The 24,342-nt window shown below is 53.4% G+C and carries 23 protein-coding genes; 4 read left to right on the forward strand and 19 right to left on the reverse strand.

What is annotated here, in order from left to right; genetic code table 11:
• The first annotated feature begins 229 nt into the window (after positions 1-229).
• Positions 230-802 carry a YtxH domain-containing protein gene (locus EI42_RS19100; protein ID WP_170211514.1) on the forward strand — a complete coding sequence of 191 codons (573 nt, stop codon included), beginning with the start codon at positions 230-232 and terminating at the stop codon, positions 800-802.
• Between the two features lie 62 nt (positions 803-864).
• On the opposite strand, the gene EI42_RS19105 is transcribed toward EI42_RS19100, so the two are convergent.
• From EI42_RS19105 to EI42_RS19125, 5 genes are all read right to left on the reverse strand, one after another.
• Entirely contained in the window at positions 865-1,536 is a 672-nt protein-coding gene (locus tag EI42_RS19105; protein ID WP_111324237.1) for an HAD family hydrolase, read from the reverse strand.
• Between the two features lie 209 nt (positions 1,537-1,745).
• A complete protein-coding gene (locus tag EI42_RS19110) occupies positions 1,746-2,381 on the reverse strand; it encodes an RNA polymerase sigma factor (RefSeq protein WP_246046351.1) in 636 nt (211 codons plus the stop codon).
• A gap of 334 nt (positions 2,382-2,715) precedes the next feature.
• Positions 2,716-3,660, reverse strand: a complete 945-nt coding sequence (locus EI42_RS19115; protein WP_111324239.1) for a Rieske (2Fe-2S) protein — start codon at positions 3,658-3,660, stop codon at positions 2,716-2,718.
• Between the two features lie 5 nt (positions 3,661-3,665).
• Positions 3,666-4,628 carry a class I SAM-dependent methyltransferase gene (locus EI42_RS19120; RefSeq protein ID WP_111324240.1) on the reverse strand — a complete coding sequence of 321 codons (963 nt, stop codon included), beginning with the start codon at positions 4,626-4,628 and terminating at the stop codon, positions 3,666-3,668.
• A 133-nt stretch (positions 4,629-4,761) separates the two neighbouring features.
• Positions 4,762-5,169: a response regulator gene (locus EI42_RS19125; protein ID WP_111324241.1), complete on the reverse strand. Its 408-nt coding sequence runs from the start codon at positions 5,167-5,169 to the stop codon at positions 4,762-4,764.
• Between the two features lie 451 nt (positions 5,170-5,620).
• Between EI42_RS19125 and EI42_RS19130 the strand changes: the two genes are divergently transcribed.
• Complete coding sequence (locus tag EI42_RS19130) at positions 5,621-6,460, forward strand: mechanosensitive ion channel family protein (protein WP_111324242.1); 840 nt, start codon at positions 5,621-5,623, stop codon at positions 6,458-6,460.
• Positions 6,461-6,502: 42 nt separating this feature from the next.
• Here EI42_RS19130 and EI42_RS19135 read toward each other — a convergent pair whose 3' ends face one another.
• The 10 genes from EI42_RS19135 to EI42_RS19180 form a co-directional block, all read right to left on the reverse strand.
• The gene (locus EI42_RS19135) at positions 6,503-8,146 is read right to left on the reverse strand and encodes a PAS domain-containing sensor histidine kinase (protein WP_170142753.1); all 1,644 of its coding nucleotides are present in this window, start codon (positions 8,144-8,146) and stop codon (positions 6,503-6,505) included.
• 189 nt (positions 8,147-8,335) lie between these two features.
• A complete protein-coding gene (locus EI42_RS19140; RefSeq protein WP_111324244.1) occupies positions 8,336-9,085 on the reverse strand; it encodes an SDR family oxidoreductase in 750 nt (249 codons plus the stop codon).
• 1 nt (position 9,086) lies between these two features.
• A complete protein-coding gene (locus EI42_RS19145) occupies positions 9,087-9,971 on the reverse strand; it encodes a glycosyltransferase family 2 protein (protein WP_111324245.1) in 885 nt (294 codons plus the stop codon).
• A 5-nt stretch (positions 9,972-9,976) separates the two neighbouring features.
• Positions 9,977-11,275 (reverse strand): glycosyltransferase, encoded by a 1,299-nt coding sequence (locus EI42_RS19150; RefSeq protein ID WP_111324246.1) that lies wholly within the window; start codon positions 11,273-11,275, stop codon positions 9,977-9,979.
• Between the two features lie 17 nt (positions 11,276-11,292).
• Positions 11,293-12,270, reverse strand: coding sequence for a glycosyltransferase (locus tag EI42_RS19155; protein WP_111324247.1), 978 nt, complete (start codon positions 12,268-12,270; stop codon positions 11,293-11,295).
• A gap of 23 nt (positions 12,271-12,293) precedes the next feature.
• Complete coding sequence (locus EI42_RS19160; RefSeq protein WP_111324248.1) at positions 12,294-13,430, reverse strand: glycosyltransferase family 9 protein; 1,137 nt, start codon at positions 13,428-13,430, stop codon at positions 12,294-12,296.
• A complete protein-coding gene (locus tag EI42_RS19165; RefSeq protein ID WP_211326256.1) occupies positions 13,411-14,580 on the reverse strand; it encodes a glycosyltransferase family 9 protein in 1,170 nt (389 codons plus the stop codon). The genes EI42_RS19160 and EI42_RS19165 overlap by 20 nt, the downstream gene beginning before the upstream one ends.
• A gap of 23 nt (positions 14,581-14,603) precedes the next feature.
• Positions 14,604-16,205 (reverse strand): D-glycero-beta-D-manno-heptose 1-phosphate adenylyltransferase, encoded by a 1,602-nt coding sequence (gene rfaE2 / locus EI42_RS19170; RefSeq protein ID WP_111324249.1) that lies wholly within the window; start codon positions 16,203-16,205, stop codon positions 14,604-14,606.
• A complete protein-coding gene (locus EI42_RS19175) occupies positions 16,153-16,833 on the reverse strand; it encodes a D-glycero-alpha-D-manno-heptose-1,7-bisphosphate 7-phosphatase (protein ID WP_111324250.1) in 681 nt (226 codons plus the stop codon). Before EI42_RS19175 ends, rfaE2 begins: the two co-directional genes overlap by 53 nt.
• Positions 16,834-16,852: 19 nt before the next feature.
• A complete protein-coding gene (locus tag EI42_RS19180) occupies positions 16,853-17,467 on the reverse strand; it encodes a D-sedoheptulose-7-phosphate isomerase (RefSeq protein WP_111324340.1) in 615 nt (204 codons plus the stop codon).
• 384 nt (positions 17,468-17,851) lie between these two features.
• Between EI42_RS19180 and EI42_RS19185 the strand changes: the two genes are divergently transcribed.
• Positions 17,852-18,715 (forward strand): phosphatase PAP2 family protein, encoded by an 864-nt coding sequence (locus EI42_RS19185; RefSeq protein ID WP_111324251.1) that lies wholly within the window; start codon positions 17,852-17,854, stop codon positions 18,713-18,715.
• A 36-nt stretch (positions 18,716-18,751) separates the two neighbouring features.
• Here EI42_RS19185 and EI42_RS19190 read toward each other — a convergent pair whose 3' ends face one another.
• The 3 genes from EI42_RS19190 to EI42_RS19200 form a co-directional block, all read right to left on the reverse strand.
• Entirely contained in the window at positions 18,752-19,174 is a 423-nt protein-coding gene (locus EI42_RS19190; RefSeq protein WP_111324252.1) for a PPOX class F420-dependent oxidoreductase, read from the reverse strand.
• Positions 19,175-19,209: 35 nt separating this feature from the next.
• The gene (locus EI42_RS19195) at positions 19,210-20,760 is read right to left on the reverse strand and encodes an MDR family MFS transporter (RefSeq protein WP_111324253.1); all 1,551 of its coding nucleotides are present in this window, start codon (positions 20,758-20,760) and stop codon (positions 19,210-19,212) included.
• Positions 20,761-20,909: 149 nt separating this feature from the next.
• Entirely contained in the window at positions 20,910-21,983 is a 1,074-nt protein-coding gene (locus EI42_RS19200; RefSeq protein WP_111324254.1) for a serine/threonine protein kinase, read from the reverse strand.
• Between the two features lie 396 nt (positions 21,984-22,379).
• Between EI42_RS19200 and EI42_RS19205 the strand changes: the two genes are divergently transcribed.
• Positions 22,380-23,855, forward strand: a complete 1,476-nt coding sequence (locus EI42_RS19205; protein WP_211326257.1) for an MFS transporter — start codon at positions 22,380-22,382, stop codon at positions 23,853-23,855.
• Between the two features lie 13 nt (positions 23,856-23,868).
• On the opposite strand, the gene EI42_RS19210 is transcribed toward EI42_RS19205, so the two are convergent.
• A complete protein-coding gene (locus EI42_RS19210; RefSeq protein ID WP_170142754.1) occupies positions 23,869-24,339 on the reverse strand; it encodes a nuclear transport factor 2 family protein in 471 nt (156 codons plus the stop codon).
• Positions 24,340-24,342 lie beyond the last annotated feature (3 nt).

A 24,342-nucleotide genomic window follows, 5' to 3' on the forward strand; every position in this document is an offset into this window, starting at 1 on the left:
GAAAGGATGAAGTAATGAAACTGCAAACACGCCTCGCGCGTGGAGAATATAGGCTGAAATTCCAAACATTCAGAGAGTAAAGGGACGCAGCTTTTGCCTTGTCTCGTTCTATAGATAGAATTTGGAGGGAGAGATGCCCAGGTTGCTCGAACGAAAACAGACCCGTGCAGATAAAACGAAAGATACCATCAAGGATCTGAAAGGATCTGCACAGGCAACTTATGGAAACATGCAAACCAGCGTACGCAACGGCTTTGGAAAAACCCAGACAGCCCTGATCGGAGGTCTGGCACTCGCTCAAGGTCTGTTAAAGCTGAACCAGAAACGCATGGAAAAGCAGGCCAAACAGTCGCGTAAGGATCTGAACACGCTCATGAAAGAGCAGGTTCAGCCCCGCCTGAACGCCACACAGGCAACCCTTCAAAGTGGCATGCAGACCGCGCAAAGCGTTCTGGGCGAAAATGCCCGAAAGGCGCAGCAGAACTTAAAGTTCTTACAGGAGAACGTGCAGAGCGCAATGGGCAGCGGCCTGCAAAAGACTCAAGGCCTGCTGGATAAAGGTTCCAAGCAGGCAGGGAAAGCGCTTGAACATGTCTCTAGTAGCGCCAGAGACATGAAAGAAAGTATGCAGGACCAATACCAGCGCTACCAACGCAGACGTCAGCGCGCACGAACCATGTTCCGTGTAGGGCTGCTTGTTGGTATCGCAGGTGCGCTGCTCCTCACGCCCTATCCCGGCTCTGAGGTCCGTCAGCGGATTGGAGAGCAGTGGCAGAAAGTCCGCGGCTATCTTGGCATGTAAGCGGAAAAGGAATCACAGTTGAGGGCACGCCGTTGAAAAGGCGTGCCCCTTTTGTATCTCTGCTATAGATTGGTTAGCGGCGACTCCTCATAGTGGTGAAACAAATCTGCTGGATCATCATAAATGGCAATTGCTCCCTGTAAATCCTGATCGCTCCATCCCCCACAGCGCAGCGCAATCGTCTGAATACCAACTTTCTTCGCCGCCTCAATATCATACGCTGTATCACCAAGCATCACCAGTTGTTCCGGGGCCAGACCGATACGCTCTACTGTCGCCTGCATCACGTCGGGTGATGGCTTGGAGCGTGGTGCATCCTTTGAAGAGGTCTCTTCCTCGAAAAAATGGCTCGCATATGGCCCAATAACCGCAAGCAGGGCATCCAGCTCATCCTTCTCCGCCGAGGTCGCAATAGCCATTTTCAGCCCCTCATCATGGATATGGTGCAGCAGTTCACGCGCCATTGGAAAGGGCTTGAGGTCGGGTAGATAGCGCTCCATAAAGATCTTCTTCCGTAACTGGCTGATCTGCTTCCCCTTCTCGCTGTCCTTCTCAAGTCCGACCGCATCGGGCAAAAGTTTATCTCCTCCCATGCCAATCAAGGGACGCACTTTGTCAAAGGACACCCGATATCCATAGTGCTGAAATGCCTCAACCCACGCATGCGCATGCGCATCATTACTATCAATCAAGGTTCCATCTATATCAAAGATCACACCCTGTGGATGAGCCATTATGCCTTTACTCCTTTACTATTCAGCCAAAAACACTCAGTAACTGTAGCACGTTTCAGGACAAAGGCCGGTTCAGTTCCAGAAATAAGGGTACGAAGAGGCAGACAAAAGAGCACCGGCGGTAACAGAGCGCATTCCCCTGCTACCGCCGGTGACGTCCTCATCCCTACCTGACCCCTGCTTAATAAGGTCATCCTTACGTTCCGACATCAGGCCTGAGCCATTTGCAGTTGAGGTGCCAGTGATTTACGCAACAGCATCTTCGCCCGATGGAAGTAGGTCTTTGCTGTCGCTTCAGGCATACTCAACGCCTGCCCGATTTCCGAAAAGCTCAGTTGAGAGGCATAGCGCAACAGCACAACAGAGCGGAACTTCGGCGGAAGTGTCTGAATGGCAGATTGTAGAGTCGACTGTAAGTCATGTCGCTCCACCTCTTCTTCAGGCAAGGGGTGAGGATCTGGAATATCGTTCAGGAAGGAAAGGTCATTATCGTTATTCTCGGCCGACGCTTCCAGTTGCGAAAACTGAATGGCATAGCGTTTGCGACGTCTTAACTCGTCAATACAGCAGTTACGCGCTACCTGAAACAGCCACGGCTTAAACGGCTCACCGGTCCCCAATCTCGGCAATGTCGTATAAAAGCGCAAGAAAACCTGCTGCAATACATCACATGCCTGGTCATAATCACCCAGAAAGTGATAAATAAAGTTAAATAACGGGCTCTGATACCGTTGCACCATTGCTTCAAACGCTCTATTATCACCTTCAAGCACTTTCTCGGCAAGAATCGCGTCTGACAATTCGGGGAACACCTGAGCAGTTGTATAGTCCTGTTTCCGCAGCACAAGAAACCTCCTCAATTCTCTATGTACCAGTTCTCTATGTACCAGTAAACTTACCACGTTCTTTTATCTGCATTCATTTCTCTTGTTTTATCTCTCTGTAATTAGGGTATCTCGTTTCGAGAGGAAATACAACCGAATTCAGCACTGATAAACTCTGCGATAAAGAGTTATAATCAGAAACTAAACTTCTGAAGCTGAATCTAAGATTTTTCTTAATTTTAACAAATGGACCTAAATCAGATCGATTTATTGTAGATCCTCAATAAGCAGAAGAACGAAAGGAGCGGGGAAGAAGAGGGAGAGACCCCCTTCTTCCACCCGAATTCACAAGCGATCAGGCATGTTCCTGACGCCGAAGCTCGATTTTGCCATTGCGAACCCGCACCGCAAATGTGGGCTGTGCATAGACAGCCGGGCTATTAGCGACACTACCATCACACATATGGAAGCCGGAATTATGCCAGGGACAATAGACCACGCCATCTTTATACTCTCCCTTATCCAGAGGGCCGCCCATATGCGAGCAGGTCGCAGCAATCGCATAGATTCGTTCTCCATCCTTCAGCAGGACGGCGGGAACCCCGGCCACCTCAACGCGGGTCAGTTTGCCGGGCTCTAACTCGTTAACGTTCATTACTGGCACAAAATCATCACTCCCACCCTCGGGAGCCACACGATTGACCATAATCGCATCAGAGAAGGACAGCTCACCTCCCAGATACGCCGAATAGAGAGAGAGTGCATAGCCGGTCGAGGAGAGCGCGATCGCGGCATTACGCCTCCCTGTCTTGCGCAACAGCGCGGAGGCAAGTTGTAACACCAGGGTCCCGCCATTGAGCAGAGCATGCATGGTTCCAGTACGCCGCTCCGGTCCATCCGTATCGACCCAGTTCGTCGCTCCGGTCACAGCAGCAGCACCAGCGCCAGTAATACCCGCCCAGAGCGTCAGATCAGCGGCGCGCGCAGTGCCTTTCTCCTTGTCGGCCATCCAGGCGATATCAAGCAACAGGCTTGAGGTCCAGCACCCTAGAGGAAGCACAACCAGGAGCGGGTGCAACGGGTGCCCAAGCCAGGTACCATTCAACAGATCCTTCGCCTTATACGTGGATGATCCCGGTGCACCAAAGAATTTGGCCAGTCCATCCTGAAGAGGCTGCGCCAGTTTATCCAGCCACGGCAGCCGATTAATCAGCCGCATGCTCCAATGGCGCAAAACCGGCCCTCGGGGTGGAGTATCAACCCAGCTTGTCGTAGGCTTTGTTTTGATTTCTGTAACCATCTTATTTACCCATCCTTTCCTGTCACCTGTAACCAGCAGTAGTCATTTAACGGCTTGACACCCACAATTGAGCAGGGGACCGCTGAGCAACGTCGCGAGAGGATGTAGTCTAACATGGCCCTGTTGTGTGCATAGAAATGGCGAGCACAACGTACCGCGGCCTCGAAAGAGCGAAACTGAATCACGCTCCCATCAGCCGGGAAAGAGACATGCTGGAAGCCTCTGCCCTGAAACCAGGGCAGATCTACCATACGAGGCGCGAGAATAAGAATCTTGCCTCCATCTCTGGTCACACGGCGTAATTCAACCAGACCGGGCTCGCCACCCTGCTCATCATCCGCGGTAAAGGCGGAACAGGAGAGCGCAATATCAACGCTCTTATCAGCAAGCGGCAACGCATCGAAGCGCCCGGCAAGACACCGCACCCGTTCCCCCAGGGGGTCCTGCTGACATTTGCACCCCAGCAAGTGACGCAGGCCCGGAGACGGCTCCACTGCATAGACCTGACGCGCTCCGTGGCGCAGACAGGCAAAGGTTGCGCGACCGGTCCCGGCTCCAGCATCCAGAACCACCCGATCTTGTATCTCGGACTGAAGCTGACGAAGTAGCTCAGGATGCAGGCGCTCTCCCTCGGTCAATTCCTCATAGAGTTCGGGAGTCTTCCAGTAGGTCAAGTCCCAGAAGAGCGCTTTCAACAGACGTCGACGCGCTCGTTCTCGGCAAACTGTGGATATCGGCTGATGCAAGGCTTGCTCAAATATGGGGAGCCGTTCGGCGGGAAGCTGTGCTCGCACCCGCTCGACAAAAGCAGGAGCAGCTCCATCCTGCATACTCCAGGCGAGGCCAGGTACGTCAAAAGCAGGGGAAGAAAGAAGATGATGAAGCATCTCATCATCAAAAACGTCAAGATCATGTATCTGAAAGGGATAAGCGTCGATTGTCTCAGGAGTCGTTCGCCGGGAACACACAGAACTTCTATCCTTTCCGAAAAATCTCCGCCGCTTCTGACCCCCCTCCTGGTGGATCAGGAAACACCTACAACACGAAAAGAAACGGCAGAGAGTTTCTCGGAAAGCAGTTCACATCAGGCCAATAGCCTGTTTACGAGCTCATCTGTAAAGCGGAGCGAACAGAATGGATCAAGACATCAAGGTCAAAGGGCTTGCTCAAATAGCCGATAGCCCCCATCCGTTCGGCTTTCTCCGCGGCACGCCCTCCAGCGGTCATTGTGAGAATAGCAATGGAATCTCCATACGCAGAATGCAGACCCGCGGCAACACCATGCCCATCAATCACTGGTAAGCCAATATCCAGCAACACCAGAGCAGGCTTTGATTGCAAAGCGCGCTCCAACGCCTCACGACCATCCGCGGCGGTCTCAACTGCAATCCCCTCATCTTCCAGCATCCATTGGATGGTCTCTCGCAAATCTGCATCATCTTCGACCACGAGAACAACCTTCTCACTTGTTTCCGTATCGACGGTTAGCGGTGTCACAATTGTATTCATCGGCTCTAAACACTCGATCCCTCTCTATTGGCGCTTCATACTAGATGGGAGAGGACGGTCAGCGGTATCTCCCCCGAAAAAAGAGCTTACAGGAAGGTTTCTGTCTTACAACAGCACATAGCATTGAATTCGCATTCTTGCTTCAAATATAAGCGGTATTCAAGGAGTTGTCAATTCTAGAAAAGAACAGAAACGTCTCTTTCTATTGTAGAGTTAATCAGAGGAGACAATTGCAATTATAAGCTCAACAACAAAGGAGAAGAGAAGCTGTCAGCTAAAGAGTGCCTGCCTCTCTAAACGGCATCCTCCTCATAGAATACGCTCTTTCAAGAAAGTCTTTCCATTGCACTTTTTCTGATCTATTTAGCAAATATTTATACTGATTATATCTAAAGAGAGACGACCGGGCGATAAAACTCTACGAATAACACAGCAATGAAAGGAGTACAGTATGCGTACAATCACAGATTGGGGAACAGCTATCTGGCAATCTTTTGTCAATGCGATGAACATGATTATCAGCTTCATCCCCAAACTGATAGGCTTTCTAGTGATCCTGCTTGTTGGCTGGATCGTCGCTAAAGCGATCTCGAAAGCTGTGACCTGGCTGTGTCAACGCTTCAACGTCGAAGCCGCTGCCGACCGTATCGGACTTCATCAATTAGGCAGAAAAGCGAACATGCACATGGATGTCTCGGAAATACTGGGCAAAATTGTGTACTGGTTTGTTTTCTTAATTTTCCTGGTGCCTGCCTTTGACTCTCTCGGTCTGGGCTCGATCAGCAGCCTTCTTGGAACGATCGTTTCCTACATTCCTAACGTCTTTGTAGCCGTGATACTGCTCTTCCTGGGTGGTTGGATCGGCACCATCGTTGCCGACGTCATCCGTAATACCACTGCCGTTAGCCGCATGGGAAATCCGAACATCTTTGCCAATATTGCCCGTATCGCCATCATCTTCTTTGCTGCTATCGTCGCTCTCTATCAGCTTCGGATCGCACCGGCCATCCTTCAGACACTCTTTACCGCCATTGTCGGCGCGCTGGCCCTGGCATTTGGTCTGGCCTTCGGTCTGGGCGGACGAGAGAGTGCACAGCACTGGCTGCGCCGTGGAGAAGAGCAGCTTACTGCGGGGAGCAGCACAACGCCAACCGAGTCGAGAAAGCCAGGCGGGAACGCAGGGGGTGGAGGTCGTCTCCAGAGCGCTGCTTCCGCGCCAGCAGACGAGCAACTACGAAAGGGAACCTTTACGCAGAAACCGTATAACGAAACCCCTCCCTACAAACAGTAACGATCTGCCGGAAGAAGCTGGTTGCGTTCCAGCTTCTTCTTTTTATTTTGTGCGCCATTTCTGATACAGAGGCAGAGAAAACCAGAACGTTGAGCCTTTGCCCGGAACACTATCAACGCCCACACGCCCGTTATGATACTCAATAATCTTTCCGGCAATATGGAGTCCCAACCCCAGACCGAGGCTTGAGCCATCTTGCACCCGTTCCGCCTGATAGAAACGTTCCCATATCTGTTCCTGCTCCTCAGGTGTTAGCCCCGGGCCCTGGTCGTGAACCAGCACAATCACCTGATCCTGCTCAAGCTGTACCTCAACGGTAACAGGGACCTCGGCCCCCGAAAACTTACAGGCATTCGACAGATAGTTCGTCAATACCTGCCCGATACGCGTGGGATCAATCCGAACCGGAACCGTCTCGACTCCTTCAGGAAGCCGCAATCTGATTTCGCGTCTGCGTGTCCCCTGCTGTTGCTCCTCCACTTTCTGCTGAACAATCGGCAATAGGTCATGCTCTTCCAGCACCACTTTCAGTTTATTGGCCTGGATCCGGGATACGTCCAGTAAATCACCCACCAGGCGATTCAGGACGGCAACCTGACGCTCGGCCCGATCGAGCAGATCAAGCGGGTTTGTCTGTCCACTGCCCGGCTTCTCTCCCCGCTTGCGCAACACTCGCTGAGCAAGCTGCACACTGGCCTTCACGGTCGTTAATGGCGTGCGCAACTCATGCCCGGCAATACCGAGAAACTCTTCCATGCGCTGCTGTGTGCGACGAATCTCTTTCTCGCTACGCTTCAGCTCGGTAATATCATGGGCCAACCCCACAACGCCCTCTAGCTTCCGATGCGGGTTATAGACATAGAAGGGGGCAGCGCTAAAAGCCATATCACGCTCATTCCCGTCTACATCGATCCAGCGCACTGGCTGCTCAACAACAGTTTCCCCTTTGAAGGCACGCCCAATGGCCAGTTCGTCCGCCGTAAGTTTCTGACTCTCAGGCGAAACAATATGATAGGGCTGAATCAAGTCATCGGAATACCGCTTTGCTTCGATCTGCAAAGAGGGAAACATTGTCCTGGCCGCTCGATTCAGCAGAACTAACTTTTTCTCTGCATCGAAGATCATTAGTGCATCGGGGATGGCATCAATCACCGTATTTAAAAGGGCACGTTCAGAGAGCAATGAGTCCCGCAACATCTCGGCAGTGCGTCGCTCACTCTCTTTGGTACTCGCCAGAATACTGACACAAGCTCCAATCAAAACAAACAGGAAAGAGCCCATCACACCACGTGGCTCAATTGGTAAGGTATTGGTAGAAGGGGTCAGCATCACAAACAGAAGCAGTGCTCCCAGCACTGTCGTAATCAATCCCGGGCCGGCTCCCCAGTTCAGTGCAACAAAGACAACCAGCAGGGTAAAAGGAAGACTGGGGAAGAATGCGCCGGGAAGCGTTTGCAAGAGCAACAACAGCAGCGCCAGCCCCGCCAGGAGAACTACCGGCACAAAATAGCAGGCCAGCGGCCCCCGCAGATAGCGCGGCACCCATACAGGAGCAAACGTATGAAGAGAAAACCAGGAAAGAACCCGTGCAGGCATACTCGCAATCTTCCTTCTCTGTCGTGTTATCACGTTTCTCCTGGTGAAATAATCGTGCGCCGCCTCGTTACTCTGACCCTCTATCGCCATGTTTTTGACTCCTCCTGGAACTGAGAAGATCCCGCTTCGCGCCCACATAAGCCCTGTCTCGCTTTTACCTCAACGGGAACTCACATATAATACGGGCGTGCTTGCTAATCCGTTGAGCATAGCTTCACGGTACCAGGAGAGGAGTGCGACCCTTGTAGACGCACCCCCCACTTCTCCTCATCTTTTGCTTTAGGGCCAACTCGTTTCGGTAAACGGCGTAATCAACGCCTCCTGTAAGGCCGAGTTAGCCGGAACCTGCGTGGCAAAAACAATCAGTTCAGCCACATTTGCCGGATCCTGCAAGTTTCGTTCTTCCGGCATGGGAATTCCCTGTTCGGCGAAGCGATCAAAGAAATGAGTCTTCATGCCGCCTGGAATAATAGTCGTAACACGAATCCCGTGCTCACGGCCCTCGACTCCCAGACCTCGACTAAATCCGACCAGCCCCCACTTGGAGGCATGATAGGCTGATGCATTGGCCCAGGCACGGGTGGCCGCCGTTGAAGCAACATTGACAATATGCCCGCTCTTCTGGCGCTGCATATGCGGGAGTGCCGCCTTCGCGAAGAGAAACGGGCCACGCAGATTGATCGAGATAACCTGATCCCACTGTTCCACACTCATATCAGCGACCGAAAGGGTATGGTCGATTGCCGCACAATTGACAACAATATCCAGACGCCCAAAGCGCTCTACAGCAGCCTGTACTGTCTCAAAAACAGCCGCTGCATTACTGACATCACACGGAAAAGCCGCCACTCTCCCATCTTGTTGCTGAACTACAGCACATACACTTTCAAGATCTTTTTGCTTGATATCGACACACGCAACCATACACCCCTGCTCGGCAAATGCATGTGCGGTCGCTTCACCCAGACCGCTTCCGGCTCCAGTCACCAACACCACTTTATCGCGCAGTGAAATCGGTTCTACTCCCATATTAATTCCTCTTTTCTCCTCTTTTTGCATAGCGGTTCTTTATAGTAGAGATTGGTGTCAATTCACCGATCTCTTCCAGTAGTTCAGCAAACAGTTCGGTTGCATTGTGGCTTCGATCCGCTACAGAGGTAGGCAATCCCAGATGATACGTGCCGCTCGGAAGAATACCACAACCTCCGTACTTCCGAATTAGCAGGAATTGCACAACCACTTCTTCTCCTGCATGATTCACTGGCAGACGCTTCCACCAGGAAAACCCACCTACGCTCAGCAGCTTGGCACGTTCAAAAAGCACATTGGCCCCGCCAACCCACGCAACCTTGTACCGTACCGTCTCCCCATTGTGGACAAGCTGCTGTTCCAGGTGAAGCGGATTCGCCGCGTTATTCACAAGATGGCGATCCCAGGGCAGATTCTCAGGAGTGAATTGCTCCGGCCTGACGGGGCCCTCCCAGAGCTCGATATGCTGCTGATGGGGGCGATAATCATCCAGGTAGCCAAGCCCGGTCGCGGGGCAGCCAACAAAGCCGCACCCTTCCTGTTGCAATACGGAAAGCATCCGCTCCATGACGGTTGGCTCCAGCAGCACATCATCATCAATAAAATGGACATAAGGTGCGCTGCTCTGTTCAAGCAGAAATTGACGCTGCTCTGCCATGCCTCGTTTCTCCGGATGGCGCAACAGCGTGACCTGGTGCCCACGCCAGCGCAGCGCCCGGACAATCGTCTGTATCTCCTCACTGTCCAGAAAACAGGCCTCCTCCTCTGTCTGATCAGAGATAAAGATATTGAAATCCTGAAATGTCTGCCCGAACAGGCTGGTCAGCACAACCGCCAGACCAGTCTTGCGTCGATAGGTCGGTATCAAGACATCTACCAGAGCCATTCGCGTTACCTCCTGCTAGAAGCCCGGGTTATCGTCGATACGGGCTGCCGCCATTCCTGCAACAGCGCTTGATACAGCTCCGCCGTGCGCCGAGCGGCAACCGGCCAGGTAAACTCACGCTCAACTCGCTGGCGGGCAGCCTCTCCCATGCGTTCACACAATGCCCGATCCTTGAACAATTGATACAGACGCTCAGCCAGTGCAGCGGGATCACGTGGCGGAACCAGTAACCCGGTTTCGCCATCGGCAATCGTAAAGGTAATGCCGCCAACCGCCGAACCGATTACCGGACGTCCGCAAGCCTGCCCCTCAAGCGGAGTCAGCCCGAACGGCTCATACCAGGGAGTCGTAACCGCAACGTCGCCTGCACAGTAGTAGTAGCGCAACACCTCCGGCTGCCGTTTCCCGACAAAGACGACTCGATCCGCAACCCCCAGTTCAGCAGCCAGTTCCTGTAACGCCCCGATCTCTGGAGTCAGTGGAGGATCTGGCTCCATTGACTCGCCCCCTACAAGCACCAGTTTGACAGAAGGAAGCGGTCCATGCTCATGCAGCAGGATCGCAAGCGCACGCACAATATTTCGTGCATCCTTGCGGGGCAGCATGCGACCAACATAGACAATCACAAAGTCATCGCTGTGCAGTTCACAGGTTACACGACGGCGGGCCTCTTCGCGGTTCACCGGGTAGAACAGGGAGGTATTGACCGCTGAGGGAATCATCACTATTTTGGCGGGATCAGCCCTATAATCTTCAATCAGTTCGTGTTGTTCCCCGGGACACTGGGCAATCAAACGATCAACACGCTGGATAATTTCATGCTCTACCTGGATACGCTCGCTCGGACTGGTATCCGCCTCCTGTTGATGGCGGCGCTTGGTGATCCCCATCGCATGAAAGATCTGGACAGCGGGAATTCGTAGCCGCTCACGGAGCTCTGCCGCGACCCAACCGGAGAGCCAGAAATTGCTATGGATCAGATCATAGTGCGTGCCGCTCCGCTCCTGAAAACGCAGAAAAGCATCGCGGAACTCTGGCATCAACGGCCAGAGCTCGTCTTTCAGCAAGAAGGTAGCCGGACCCGCTGTCAGATGGATTACCCGCACGCCCGGCGCCCATTCGATCACTTCTGGTGTATCCGGGTTATCACGCCGGGTAAACACATCCACGGTATAGCCCAGTTGCGCCAGGTTTCGGCTGATCTCATCAACGTAGACGTTCTGCCCACCCGCATCAACACCTCCAAGAAGGGCAGTGGGATCGGCATGTTCACTGAGAAAAGCAACGCGTCTCGACTTCCCCATAACACATTCTTCCTCTCTCATAGGGAGACTACCGGGATTGTCTTCTTTCCAGAATCCAGAACCCGCTCAAAGGCCGCATTCCAAGCATGAGTAAAACGTTTCAAACTGAAGCGCTCCTGAGCGATCGCCCGGGCACGCGCCCCGATCTCGCGCGCGAGCGACGGCGAACGAAGCAGCTCCTGCATAATCGTGACCAACTCATCAACATTACAGGAGATAAAACCACTCTTGCCGTGTTCTATAACGGTGGGGAGCTCGGTTGTTGCCAGCGCCACGACCGGCATACCCAGCGTCATTGCCTCAATCACAGCCAGCGGCAAGCTTGTATAGCGAATAGGGCTGAAGAGGAAGCGGTATTGCGCCACCAGGCGATGCAAATCACGATAGGGCACATCACCGAGTCCCCCCAGTTCCTCCGTCTGCATCCCTGCCGCATCCAGCGGGATCCGCTCACGCACCTGCTGGAAAATGTCATACCCGGCAATACGAGGACGCTTCTGCATCCCGTTAATCACCGTGATGCCGCGCTCGATCTCGCCTGTATAGTGAGCAGAAGGATCGATCGCCACGCTATGCTCGATCACCATCGTGGGAGTTCGTCCGTTATCCCACATCAGGTGGTTATAGTGCGTGACATGGACCAGCAGCACCGAGGGATCATCAATCGGATGCTTTGTATCACAGGCGTGTGGCTTTGGTGTATTATGCTCAAGGTAGATTTTCGGTAAACGGCGCTGAGCCGGGCTCAGAATCTCCTCCTGATCTTCATAGTAGTTCTTCGGGGTCTGGAAGATAATCAGGTCAAGATCCAGATTCCGCACCTCTTCCGCCGGAACCTCATGCACAGAGTCGGGCAGGTCAAAAGTCGGCCCTCGCCCACCATAGCCCTCCGGTCTGCCAGGCTTTACAGGCAGGTACCATTCATGTGGAATACGAGCCAGCGCATTGAGATAACTTCCATGAATATGCCAGATCAAAATCTTTAAGCGTTTCATAGCATCCTCATCATTTCTGCTCTTTATGAATGAACTTGAACCGGTGACCGCAGCGCAGGTGCCGCAGCGCGAAGCTGTCTTTCAGCCAGATCAAACACCCGGGCGGGATCGAGCCAGCGCATACAGCGATGATCGATCGGGCAGGACCAGTAGCTACAGGGACTGCACACGACTGGACGCCGAACCAGCTTATGTTTTTCCTGGTCCAGCGGCTGCCAGCGATGATAGTCGGCAGGCCCGAAAAGCGTAATTGAGGGACAATTAACCGCATAGGCAATATGAGCAGGACCGGTATCATTCGTGATAAACAGGTCCAGCTTACTGAGCAGCGCCCCTAACGCGCCAAGAGAGGTCTGCCCCACCAGCGAGATAGGGTGTGTCTGCATCAGGGCAGCCACCGTCGCAACGGTCTCTTCTTCACCCTGGCTTCCTGTCAACAGGATTTGCGCCTGACAAGTTCTGGCAAGCATATCACCAACCCGGGCAAAATACTCGGCGGGCCAGCGCCTGGCCGAAGGTCGAGCGCCTGTATGCAGCGCGATCCAGGGGCGTTCGGCTCGGGGCAAGGCCCGCAACAAAGCCGTTGCCTCCGCGTGATCCTGTTCGTACAGAGGGAACTCCAGCCAGGGATCAAGCCGCTGACAACCAAGTATTGCAGCGAGACCCAGGTTACGGTAAATCTCATGCACATCATCGGGATAGGGAGCCCCTACGGTCAGTCCCTCAGGTTTCCCGTATGCTGGATCATAGTAGCCCACAGTGACCTCTGCCCGAAATTCTAGTGCCAGCGCATCGCTTGTTCGCCCGTTTCCATGCATCTGAATGACCAGATCATAGCCATATGCCTGCTGTGCTCGCAGAAACGCCTGCGACCGGGTCTCTTCATAAGACACCTCTTGAATGCCAGGGTAGCCCTGAAACTCGACAAAGCGATCAAGGTAGCGCTGAAAACGCCGCACAAACTCCTTCGCCCACGGCAGCCCGACCAGTGTGATTTCAGCCTGCGGAAAGCGATGGCGAATAGCCCGCAGCGCTGGAACCGCAACCAGCAAATCCCCCACGCTGAGCGCTCGAAAAATTGCAATACGACGCGGCTGCCATACTGGTGGAAGCTGCTCCCGCTGCAGGCATGCAAGCAGCTCAGACCCGGTTCGCGACATGGTTCCCTCCTTTCACGCTCTCAAGCAGCGTCTCCTCATCAAGCGGCGCACCAGTAAGCAGTTCATTGGCTGCCATCACAACCTGTTCAGGCGAGACCAGCCGCAAACACTCATGCTGATACGGGCAGATCCGGCTATAACAGATCCGGCAAGGGACATCATGATAGAGGAGCCGATGCGCCACCCGCCACGGTCCCCACTGTTCGGGCGGATTCGTCAGGGCAAAGAGCGCCACCACCGGCGTCTTGACCGCAGCCGAAATATGCATTGGGCCAGTATTATTGGTTACGGTCAACGCAGCTTGCTGAATTAAGGCACAGAGCTGATCGAACGGAAGCACGCCAGCCAGAGGCAGCACCGAGGCCCTGTTCTCAGGCGCGACCTGACATACAATGCCCTCCACAAGTTCCTGTTCCTCCGGCCCACCTGTGACCGCCACAAAGACCTGCAAGCGCTCTATCAGCAAATTGATGACCTGCGCATACATCTCAGGGGGATACGTTCGGGCTGGCATACTGCACCCGGGATGTACCACAATGAAAGGGCGTCCCTGTAGAAGCGGCGAGAGACGCTGCTGTATCTCCTCGCGAGCAGACTGCGGCACACGTAACACTAGATCCTGTTCTTGCGTTGTCATGCCAATCGAGCTCACCAGATCAAGACCACGCTGCACCTCATGCATCATGCGTTCCGGGTGCTTATGACGTGTGGTCAGCAGAGAGCCGGGGCCATCAATTGAGGCGGCAACCCGCAAGGGAATCTCGACCAGATAGCAGAGATAGGCTGCCGGGAGCGAGCTCTGTCGGAAAGAGGTAAAGATGATCGCTCCATCAAAGCGCTCTTCTTTGAGGCGGGCAATCATCCGCTGCTCACGTTCCGCATCAAGCGGTAGTTTGTGCCAGGGGTCCATCCAGGGGGCCTGATAGACCAGCACAGAATCAAGATCCGGGTCTAAACGGCCCACCTGCGCACCAACCGGACCCGCCAGAAGTGTGATTGAGGCGTGTGGAAGTGCCTGTCTGACAGCATGAAAGGCCGGCGTCATCAATAAGACATCGCCCAGATTATCCAGCCGCACAAGTAATACCTTGCGGACTGAACGCCAGCGCTCATCAAGCATAGCATTTTCTCTTCCGTGATATGTTTCCATCGATAAGCCAGCCCTCTCTTTTCTCATTGACTGCGTGCTTCAATATTCAGCTTATGCTGCTCTGCAAGAGTCACGATCCGGTGGATCACGCTGCTTGTGCTGACCGTTCCAATCAGGGGCACAATCACGATCTGGCCACCGACGGCCCGTACAGCCTCTGCTTCCGGTAATTCCTCATCAGCATAATCGCCACCTTTGACATGAAGATCAGGGCGCAAAGCACGAATAAGCGTGTTTGGTGTATCTTCATTAAACAGCACCACATGGTCCACCATATCAAGCGCGGCTACCAGCGCCATGCGATCGCGCTCACGAATAATGGGGCGTCCCGGTCCTTTGAGGCGCCTCACGCTGGCATCACTATTGATACCAACAACCAGAATATCCCCAAGCGCTTTCGCCTGCCGCAAGAACTGCACATGCCCGGCGTGTAGAATATCGAAGACCCCATTGGTAAACACGATACGTCGCCCCATCACACGCTCGATTGCCAGTAATGTTGCCAGGCGGGTAATCGCCTCCTGATGATCGGCGCCATAGGCCGAGCCAAATGAGCGGGCATGTGTGGTATATTCTCGAACACTGACTCGCTGCAACAATTCCTGCAATTGCACAATGGCGGTTCGTGGCCGACTAACCGCGATGGAAGCGGCATCCAGGCCAATCTGCACCGCGGTCGGAAGAGGCGCCCCGGCAGCCAGCGCCAGAGCCAAAGCAGAGGCAAACGAGTCTCCGGCTCCGACATCGTAGGCCTGAGCGACCGAATGAGCGGGCAGGAAAAACTCCTGTTCCTGACGCCCCCGCACAAAGACGCCATGCGGTCCCAGCGTGATCGCTACATGTTCTACCGAGAGCATCGCGAGCATTTCTTGAGCCAGAGGACGCAAGACATCCTGTAATTCCTCACGCTTCAGAGCGGTCAGCGGTTGTATCGGGCTGCCAACCAGTGTGCAGGCCTCTCGATAATTTGGCGTCACAATGGCTGCAGGCAGTTTCCGAAAACGCTGTAGGGCTTTCGAGTCGATAACAAGAGGCTTTGGCTGCTCAACAAAGAGATCATACAGGCGATCAAGCACAGCATCATTGCAGACCCCGTAACGATAATCGGAGATCACTACCAGTTCACACCGCTGATAGCAGAGCTCAAGTTGCTGTACAAGCCGTTGCTGACACGCACGCATCGCCTCAGGGTTCAGGTAATCCTGCGCCGCCCCCTCATCGAAGCGCACCACATATTGCCCTCCCGCCAGAATACGCAATTTATGCAGCGTGGGAGCCTGCGGATGCTCGATCAACCAGCGATCAGAGACGCGCAGCCGCTGCAACACCTCACGCAACATCCGTCCGGTACTGTCGTCGCCAAGCATGCTTACGAATAGCACATCAGCCCCTAAAGCCTGCAGGTTTGCCGCAACGTTGGCCGCTCCGCCAGGAATATGGCTCTCCGCCGTTTTATGCACGATTGGAACGGGGCCCTCGCTACACAATCGGGTAGCATCTCCCTCAAGGTAGGTATCGAGCATGGCATCACCAAGTACCAACACCCGCTTGCCACGAAACCGCCGCACCAGCTCAACTGAGGGAACTTCCGGGATGGGTGAGTGCGTATTTTTTAAATGGTCCATGCCTCTCCTCCGAATGCTCTGCTTTCCATGCCTGAGGGCGATAGAGCAAATCCAGTTCTGTGCTATCTTGTAGGGCGGTAACAGCCTGTACAATCCGCAAGGCATGCAGGGTATCACGCGCCACGAAAGCCGGACAACGCGACGGAGAAGCAGGCGGTTGCTCGGTCCCAAGATCAACCAGAACGGTACGGCATCCTGCCCTGTTTCCTGCTTCGACATCATCCAGAATGTCACCAATAAACCATGATGCCTGAAGATCAATGTCGCGTTCTGCTGCAGCACGCAGGAGCATCCCCGGCTGCGGCTTGCGACAAGCACAGCGAAACGCCAGCTCTGGAACCACGCCGTCTGGATGATGGGGACAGTGGTAGAAACCATCTAAAAAGACACCTTGAGCGGAAAGGTTGGCAGAAAGAGAGGCATGCATGCGCTGTAAGTCGGCTTCAGTAAAATAGCCCCGCGCAATTCCTGACTGATTGGTAACGACGATCAAGAGAAAGCCCATTGCCTGTAACTCGCGCAGGGCGGGCGCAATCCCATCGTACAGGCGTAACTGTTCCGGCCGAGACGGGTAGTGAACAGAATGGACCAGTGTTCCATCACGATCCAGAAAAACTGCTCGATTCATGCGTTCTTCTCCCTCACTGCTACGCGGAAAGCTGGACTTCCGCAATATCGCAGAGAATATGCGTGACAATCATATGCAATTCCTGTGCTGTGTCGGTTTCTACGACCGGGACACGCACCGTTATATCGGCAAGTTGTTCCAGGCTGCTCTGACGCTCACCGGTCACTGCTACAACCGTTAGTTCCTTTTCGGCGGCCACCCGTGCGGCACGAAGCAAATTCTCCGATTCGCCACTTGTACTGAATGCAAGAAAGAGGTCACCGACCTGTCCAAATGCATCGATCTGGCGCACAAACACATCCTGAAAACCGTAATCATTGGCGACAGCCGTCAGAATGGAGCTATCGGTTGTCAGCGCCAGGACGGGATAGGGTGCACGCTCACGTTTAAAGCGCCCGACCAATTCTGCCGCAAAGTGTTGCGCTTCAGCGGCGCTACCACCATTTCCGGCAACCAGCACCTTATGGCCACTCTTCAAGACCTCAACCAGCCGGGTAGCTACCTCGGCCAGCTCTTCGGCACGTGTTGCCAGTTGTCCGATTGCAGACGCAAGCACCACTTTACGCCGGGACAGCGCGTTCACAACCGAGGAATGATGGACCGGGTGTTCTGGCTGTGGCAAAGAAAGCGCCATGGCTCTTTTTGCTCGACGATACATGCTTTATCCTCTTCTCTCTATCTCACCTGGGTATCAAAACCATGCCTCATCACGTTGATGTGTTCATTACCGAATAACACGAATAAAATACGAATATCGCTTTACATTTATTTATCAAAATGTTCCACAGCAACTACGTTATCGATTAAATAGTAACCTCAGGTTTTTGCATTTCACAAGTCAGCAATACGATTATTAATGTTTCTCTAAACTTCTACTAATCTTTCTCATACTTCTCTCTTTTTTATAGAATGACCCGGAAGAAAGTACCTGAGACATCCGAGGCTAAAGGTGCGTGATATACTTGGGATACAGAGATTGAAAAAACTGCATTCTCATGGAAGAAGGGACGAAGAGATAATGCCCGACGAGCATTCTCAAACAGCATCGAACAACGCCGATAGCCGCCCGACCGTCAAACTCCCACAACTTACCGAAGCCGTTGAGAAAAATGTCAAACCAGTGATGGCTGAGGCCCAGCGCGTTGCCGCTCAGACATCCGTTTCGGGACGGAATGCCGTCTCACGCGGGACGATTCTACTGGCCTTCTACCTCTGGCTGCTTTCTGGAGTTGTAATGCTCTCATTTATTGCTCGAAAGACACGCTTTTTTCCTGGCGACCGGGAGATTACAGAAAAACTACAACGCCTCCGGTCTCCCTGGATGCGAATCTTCTTTCACAGCGTCTCGGAGATCGGGTTTCCCAGATGGGCAATCCCGCAGATTCTTGGATCAGCAGGCGTTTTCTGGGCCCTTCGCTTTCGGCTGGAGGCACTCTTCTTGCTGCTGACCAGCTCTTCAACCCTGCTCAACGCGATCGTCAAACGCCTGATTAAACGTCCCCGCCCATCCAAAGAGCTGGTAACAGTGGCAAAAGTCATCAACGAGCCCAGTTTCCCGAGCGGACATGTGATGCACTACACCAACTTCTATGGCCTGCTGATCTACCTGCTCTCCACAAACTGGCGCTCTGGCCGCCTGCGTAACCTATTGATCTCACTCTTTCTGATCCTGATCATCAGCATTGGTCCGTCCCGTATTTATCTGGGAGCCCATTGGCCCAGTGATGTGCTGGCTGGCTATATGTATGGTGGGCTCTGGTTCAGCGGCCTGATCGCACTCTATTTGCGAGTGAAAGCCTGGGTTCATCCGGGTCAAGGGAAGAAAGCGCCAAAAGCAAGCCTCCCGTTGCGGCAGCCCGGCGACGAGGAGGATAACCAATAAAAAAAGGCCATCCCATTTCCGAGATGGCCTGTGCGGTTAGAGAGCAATATCTTTCTTGAAACTGACCCTTGTGGGAGTTAGCCGAACAAGCAGCTCCCCCTCAACGCTGTTGCGCTTTCCATACGCCTCGCCTCGATCAGCTCCCATGTAGCGGGCACCGATGCGAGTTGCCCAGTAGCGCAACTGCTCTCTATCCTCAACAAGGGTCGCATCTCCTTCGATCAGCACATAGCTGAAAGGCGGAAGTTCATCATCAATACAGAGGCTGGCCCGAGGATCGCGCCTGATATTGTGCGCCTTCACCGATTTGCCCCATGTAGTGAAGACAATGTCATTGCCGTCAAGCAAAAACCAGACAGGAACCACATGCGGGCGACCATCGGCACGAACCGTCGCGCACTTCCCGGTACGAGTACTATAGAGCAGGAATTCACGAACTTCCGGCGTTAAGTCAACCATAACAACGATTACCCTTTATCCTTATTCGACCAAATTTAACCGACGTTCTTTGCCAGAGAAGGCTTCTGGACGCTTTCCTCTTCCCGATAGGAAAGCTGATCGACTTTGCCTCGGGGGAAGAAGAGCGCTACCACTACTCCCAGTATAGCGACTATCGCTACAAGCAGATAAACCCAGTCGAGACTTTGTGCCAGTGCTTCCTGCAACTGAGTCAGGATCTGTTGCGGCAAGAGCGCGCGCGCATCAACGTTCACCAGGATATCGGCAGGGGATACGTCTTTTGGCAGCCGAGCCATAACATTCGGATTGCTGTTCAGCACCGGCGTGAAACGGCTGGCAAGTTGTGCATTCAGCACCGAACCCATAATTGCGATTCCGATCGTGCCGCCCATTGTGCGCACGAACTGCGTTGTAGCCGTCGCCACACCACGTAGATTCCAGGGGACCGCGCTTTGCACCGAAATGATCTGTGTATTACTCGCAAGGCCCAGGCCTCCACCGACCAGCGCCATCCCCAATCCCGTGTAGATCGGAGATGAGTGCGTCGTCATAAAGGTGAGCATGACCACACCGATCGCGGTCAACGTCGTGCCGATAGTGCCAATCAAGCGATAGCCATAGCGCAGAATTAACTTTCCACTGAGCGCCGCCGCAATCGGCCAGGCAAGCATCATCGGTGCGAGCGCGATTCCGGCATCAGTTCCGGTACCGCCTTTGGCACCCTGCACAAACAGCGGAACATAGGAGCTCAGCCCGAAAAGAATCGGCCCAATCACCAACCCGCCCAGGCTCGCGATCGCGATCACCCGGTTCTTAAAGAGAGACAACGGCAACACAGGTTCCGCAACACGCGACTCTGTCACAAGGAAGAGTGCCAGCAGCACAGCAGCAACCACAAACAGGCTAATACTGGGTACCGAGAACCACGGCCACGCATTGCCCCCCTGCTGGATCGCGAAGAGCAAGGCTACAATTGCTCCGGTCAGGGTCGCTGTTCCCATATAATCAAGCTGATGCTTTGTGCGCACAATGTTCTCGCGCAAGAAGATCGACAGCAGAACGATGCTGATCAAACCGAACGGGATATTGATGAAGAAGACCCAGCGCCAGCTAAAATGGTCAACGATCAGACCCCCAATCGCCGGCCCCACGATACTGGAAATACCCCAGACACCACTGAACAGGCCCTGAACCCGCGCCCGTTCCTCGACGCTGAAGATATCACCAATAATGGTCAACACGATGGGCTGCACCGCACCGGCCCCAAGTCCCTGCACCGCACGCGCAATGATAAGCTGCACCATTGTCTGCGAGGCACCACTGGCAGAAGAGCCAATCAAGAAGAGCAGCGAACCAACAATAAAAATGGCCTTACGGCCATAGAGGTCAGCAAGCTTCCCATAAATCGGCACTGTCGTAGTCGAAGTAAGCAAGTAGACGGAAATAACCCAGGAGTAGAGCGAAACCCCTCCAAGTTTCCCCACAATACTTGGCATAGCTGTCCCAACAATCGTGGCCTCAAGCGAGGCAAGGGACATCCCGAGCATCAGGGCAACTATCACAAAGAACTTCGATGATTTCTGCATGCGAATATTCCTATTTTAACTTCAAAATGAAAAACACAGCTACAATCCCCAATCATAGAAGATGTTTACACTTCTTAGTAACACAAGGGCTTGATAGGAATATTCCCGACCTCACATCCCGCCTGCACAACACAGAGCCAGCGATGTCATCAGCGCATCCGCTGCAAAAAAGCCAGCGGGGAACGTTTCTCTCCTCGTCTCGGGTGCATCGAGGGAGGGGGAATCTCGGGTCTTGCAGCCTGGAGAGGTGGAATATAGACAGGAGTGGATGGTTGAACACGACGCGACCTCTCACGCAACACTAACCCCGGTGGACATTGTTTGAGAATGCGTTCCAGGCCCTGCTTTACTGCGATTACATTGAGCGGACGTTTGCGTACATCGGGATCTACCATCGCCAGCAGCAGCGAATTAATACCCAGATATTCAGGAAGATCCAGCGGTTCAAACGAAAAAGGGGTATAGGAAGGGTCCTGGCCACTCAGGAGATAATGGAGCGTTGCTCCAAGACTGTAGATGTCGGTCTGAGGGGTGGATTGCGCCTTACCATATTGTTCAGGAGCAGCAAAACCGGGCGAGCCCAGCGCGACCGTATCTTTTGTCTGCCCCTGCTTGAAAATACGCGCAATGCCAAAATCAATCAGATACACCTGCCCCTGCCGCGTGCGCATGATATTAGAAGGCTTGAGATCCCGAAAGATTATCGGAGAAGGACGGCTATGCAAATAATCCAGAACGGTGCAGAGCTGGATACCAATATGCATCACTTCGGCAACAGAAAGACGATTGCCCGGCATCTTCCGCAGATAGTTCTCCAGCGATAAGCCCTCAATAAAGCTCATCACTAGAAACCAGTTCCCATCCTCGGTAAAGTAGTCAAAGATGCTCGGCAGATTTGGATGCACCAATTTTGCAAGCAAAAACGCCTCCTGCTTGAAGGCCTCAGCGGTTTCCTGCTTCTCTTTCTCACTCATAGCACGGCATCGGAGCTCTTTAATTGCGACCAGGCGATTTCCAAACTCGCGATCCTCGGCCTGATATACCTTCCCATATCCGCCACTGCCCAGGTGGGCAAGTACATGATAACGTCCCTTTAACACACGCTCTTCGGGAGTTACAGCATGCGAAAGCGCAAGAGGGTGCCCACATACAGTACAGAACCGCGCCTGTGGCCTGTTCGTAGTGCCACAACCTGTGCAGAGGTACTGTGCATCGGTCGCCATTATTACTCCTTAACCAAGAAAGTAACCTTCTTTTTCTAAAGCAATTTTACCAGAAAATATCCTAAAATAGCTACTGTTCTGGCCGAAAGAGAAAGATAAGAGAGAAAAAATACTCATCCACCAGTAATCATAACAGGAAACAAGGCTGACATACAGTGAGCTCTTTCACAGCGAGGTGTCAATTCCGCATATTGGTGCGCTCCTCCTCGAAGCGACCGCCATCACTCCTTTTGAGCTGTCCTAAAACAGGATGAAATGCCGAGATTCAAATTTTTACCCGGCATTTTTGCAATAGTTTAACACGCTCTTAACATTGGGATAACATTGAAATTCTACTATATTATCGATCTCTTGTGGTTAACATACTTATCCTTATAGCAAGGAGCATATCATTATATGCAAGTACGAGAAAGCAACGCTGCTCAAGTAGACCCCCACAGTATGGGAGCGAAGGACGTTTTAGAAGCATTAGACAACAGTAAACTTTCCGGCTTTCACTGGAAAGCCATGATTACCTCGGGAATGGGCTTCTTCACTGATGCCTACGACCTGTTCATCATTGGTGTGGCACTCCAAATTCTCACTCCTCTGTGGAATCTCACCCCCTTTGAAATCGGGCTCGTTGGCAGTACCTCGCTGATCGCAGCGGCGCTTGGCTCGATCGTCTTCGGTCGCATGGCAGACTTTATCGGGCGCAAGACCATCTATGGCTGGACACTGGTTATTCTTGCCATCGGTGCGTTGGCCTCCGCGTTTGCCCCTAACCTGATCTGGTTGCTGATCTTCCGCTTTATTCTGGGTCTTGGTATCGGCGGCGACTATCCGCTGAGCGCAACCCTGATGAGCGAATACGCAAATAGAAAAGACCGCGGCAAGCTGATTACAATGGTCTTCTCAATGCAGGGACTTGGCCTGATCTTTGGGCCCCTGATCGCAGTCCTGCTGCTTGCCCTCAACATCAATCATGATCTAACATGGCGCATTATGCTGGCTCTGGGTGCGGTTCCGGCCCTGGCAACCTTCTATATGCGACGTAACATCGCTGAGACGCCGCGCTTCTCCCTGATGATGCATGGGGACGTTGAGGCTGCTGCGCAGACCGTTCAGGAAGTGACCAGCAACGACGCCAGCAAGAAACAAAAGAAACAGGCTGTAGCCAGGAAGCAAAACAAGAAATCATCGCTCGCCGTGCTGCTGAAAGGGCGCTATCTGCCGTGGATTATCGGTACTGCCGGCACATGGTTCCTGCTGGATATCGCATATTATGGCACCACCATTGCAAGTCCGCTGGTGCTGAAGTCGCTCAACGCACATGAGAACCTGATCACCAACACACTGTACACACTGATCATCTTTGTGATCGCAGCAATGCCCGGTTATATCATCGCCGCCTTTACGATCGACCGTCTGGGACGCAAACTGATTCAGGCTCTTGGGTTCGCGATGATGGCGATCGCTTACGCGGTGATCGCGCTGGTTCCGGGGATGACGCACCTGACGGTTCCGTTCCTCATCGCCTTCTCGGTCTCGTACTTCTTCACCGAATTCGGACCGAATGTCACAACGTTCGTCTACCCTGCCGAACTCTTCCCGGTTGAGGTTCGTTCGACAGCACATGGCCTCGCCGCCTCTATCGGTAAGCTTGGTGCGTTCGCTGGTGCTGCGATCTTCCCGGTCTTGCTTGAAACGTTCCAGCTCTCGGGTGCAATGGCAGTCGCTGCTATCGTCTCGGTACTTGGACTGCTGCTGACCATCTTCACGCTGCCTGAGCCAAGCGGACGTTCGCTGGAAGAGATCTCAGGCGAAATCGAGCTGCTTCAGGAGCAGACAAAAGAAACTGTCAAAGAGCGCGAAGTGGTCGCACTTCACTAGAGCAGTGCAACCTTCAAGAGATCCTATGTAAACGAATGTACAGTAAATAAAGAGCACCGGCCACCGCTGTGGGGACTATCCTCAGCGGTGGTATTATTTGGTGCAGCACAGAGACGTGATTATAGACTCCCTCCTGACGCGCAATGAAGCCTTCCTGAAGCTGAAAGCAACTCTCGCCCTCTACACGGAAAGGCCGTGCCCCGCAGAAACGCGGTCCGTTCCCTTCTGCGAGCCAGCGGACTCGCACCTGTGAGCTTCCCTCTTCAAAAACATCAACGGGCTGATAGGTAATCGTGGGCGTACTCCGAAAACGCCACAGAAACCATTGTCGAATCTCCTCGTGTCCGCGTCGGGGCGCTGGCATCCCCGAATCAGCTAGCGTTGCGTCTTCCCGATAGAGCGACACCAGCCGTTCAACCTCATGCGCGTTGAACGCTCGTACCCACGCGGCAACAGCAGCCGATTGAATATGCTCCTCTTTCACAAT

The sequence above is a fragment of the Thermosporothrix hazakensis genome, from assembly GCF_003253565.1.
Lineage (GTDB): Bacteria > Chloroflexota > Ktedonobacteria > Ktedonobacterales > Ktedonobacteraceae > Thermosporothrix > Thermosporothrix hazakensis.

What these genes read in the sequence shown, in the direction of transcription:
- EI42_RS19100 (WP_170211514.1), top strand. Translation starts at nt 230, where the DNA reads ATGCAAACCAGCGTACGCAACGGCTTTGGAAAAACCCAGACAGCCCTG.
- EI42_RS19105 (WP_111324237.1), bottom strand. Translation starts at nt 1,536, where the DNA reads ATGGCTCATCCACAGGGTGTGATCTTTGATATAGATGGAACCTTGATT.
- EI42_RS19115 (WP_111324239.1), bottom strand. Translation starts at nt 3,660, where the DNA reads ATGGTTACAGAAATCAAAACAAAGCCTACGACAAGCTGGGTTGATACT.
- EI42_RS19125 (WP_111324241.1), bottom strand. Translation starts at nt 5,169, where the DNA reads ATGAATACAATTGTGACACCGCTAACCGTCGATACGGAAACAAGTGAG.
- EI42_RS19130 (WP_111324242.1), top strand. Translation starts at nt 5,621, where the DNA reads ATGCGTACAATCACAGATTGGGGAACAGCTATCTGGCAATCTTTTGTC.
- EI42_RS19135 (WP_170142753.1), bottom strand. Translation starts at nt 8,146, where the DNA reads ATGGCGATAGAGGGTCAGAGTAACGAGGCGGCGCACGATTATTTCACC.
- EI42_RS19140 (WP_111324244.1), bottom strand. Translation starts at nt 9,085, where the DNA reads ATGGGAGTAGAACCGATTTCACTGCGCGATAAAGTGGTGTTGGTGACT.
- EI42_RS19145 (WP_111324245.1), bottom strand. Translation starts at nt 9,971, where the DNA reads ATGGCTCTGGTAGATGTCTTGATACCGACCTATCGACGCAAGACTGGT.
- EI42_RS19150 (WP_111324246.1), bottom strand. Translation starts at nt 11,275, where the DNA reads ATGGGGAAGTCGAGACGCGTTGCTTTTCTCAGTGAACATGCCGATCCC.
- EI42_RS19155 (WP_111324247.1), bottom strand. Translation starts at nt 12,270, where the DNA reads ATGAAACGCTTAAAGATTTTGATCTGGCATATTCATGGAAGTTATCTC.
- EI42_RS19160 (WP_111324248.1), bottom strand. Translation starts at nt 13,430, where the DNA reads ATGTCGCGAACCGGGTCTGAGCTGCTTGCATGCCTGCAGCGGGAGCAG.
- EI42_RS19165 (WP_211326256.1), bottom strand. Translation starts at nt 14,580, where the DNA reads ATGGAAACATATCACGGAAGAGAAAATGCTATGCTTGATGAGCGCTGG.
- rfaE2 (WP_111324249.1), bottom strand. Translation starts at nt 16,205, where the DNA reads ATGGACCATTTAAAAAATACGCACTCACCCATCCCGGAAGTTCCCTCA.
- EI42_RS19175 (WP_111324250.1), bottom strand. Translation starts at nt 16,833, where the DNA reads ATGAATCGAGCAGTTTTTCTGGATCGTGATGGAACACTGGTCCATTCT.
- EI42_RS19180 (WP_111324340.1), bottom strand. Translation starts at nt 17,467, where the DNA reads ATGGCGCTTTCTTTGCCACAGCCAGAACACCCGGTCCATCATTCCTCG.
- EI42_RS19185 (WP_111324251.1), top strand. Translation starts at nt 17,852, where the DNA reads ATGCCCGACGAGCATTCTCAAACAGCATCGAACAACGCCGATAGCCGC.
- EI42_RS19190 (WP_111324252.1), bottom strand. Translation starts at nt 19,174, where the DNA reads ATGGTTGACTTAACGCCGGAAGTTCGTGAATTCCTGCTCTATAGTACT.
- EI42_RS19195 (WP_111324253.1), bottom strand. Translation starts at nt 20,760, where the DNA reads ATGCAGAAATCATCGAAGTTCTTTGTGATAGTTGCCCTGATGCTCGGG.
- EI42_RS19200 (WP_111324254.1), bottom strand. Translation starts at nt 21,983, where the DNA reads ATGGCGACCGATGCACAGTACCTCTGCACAGGTTGTGGCACTACGAAC.
- EI42_RS19205 (WP_211326257.1), top strand. Translation starts at nt 22,380, where the DNA reads ATGCAAGTACGAGAAAGCAACGCTGCTCAAGTAGACCCCCACAGTATG.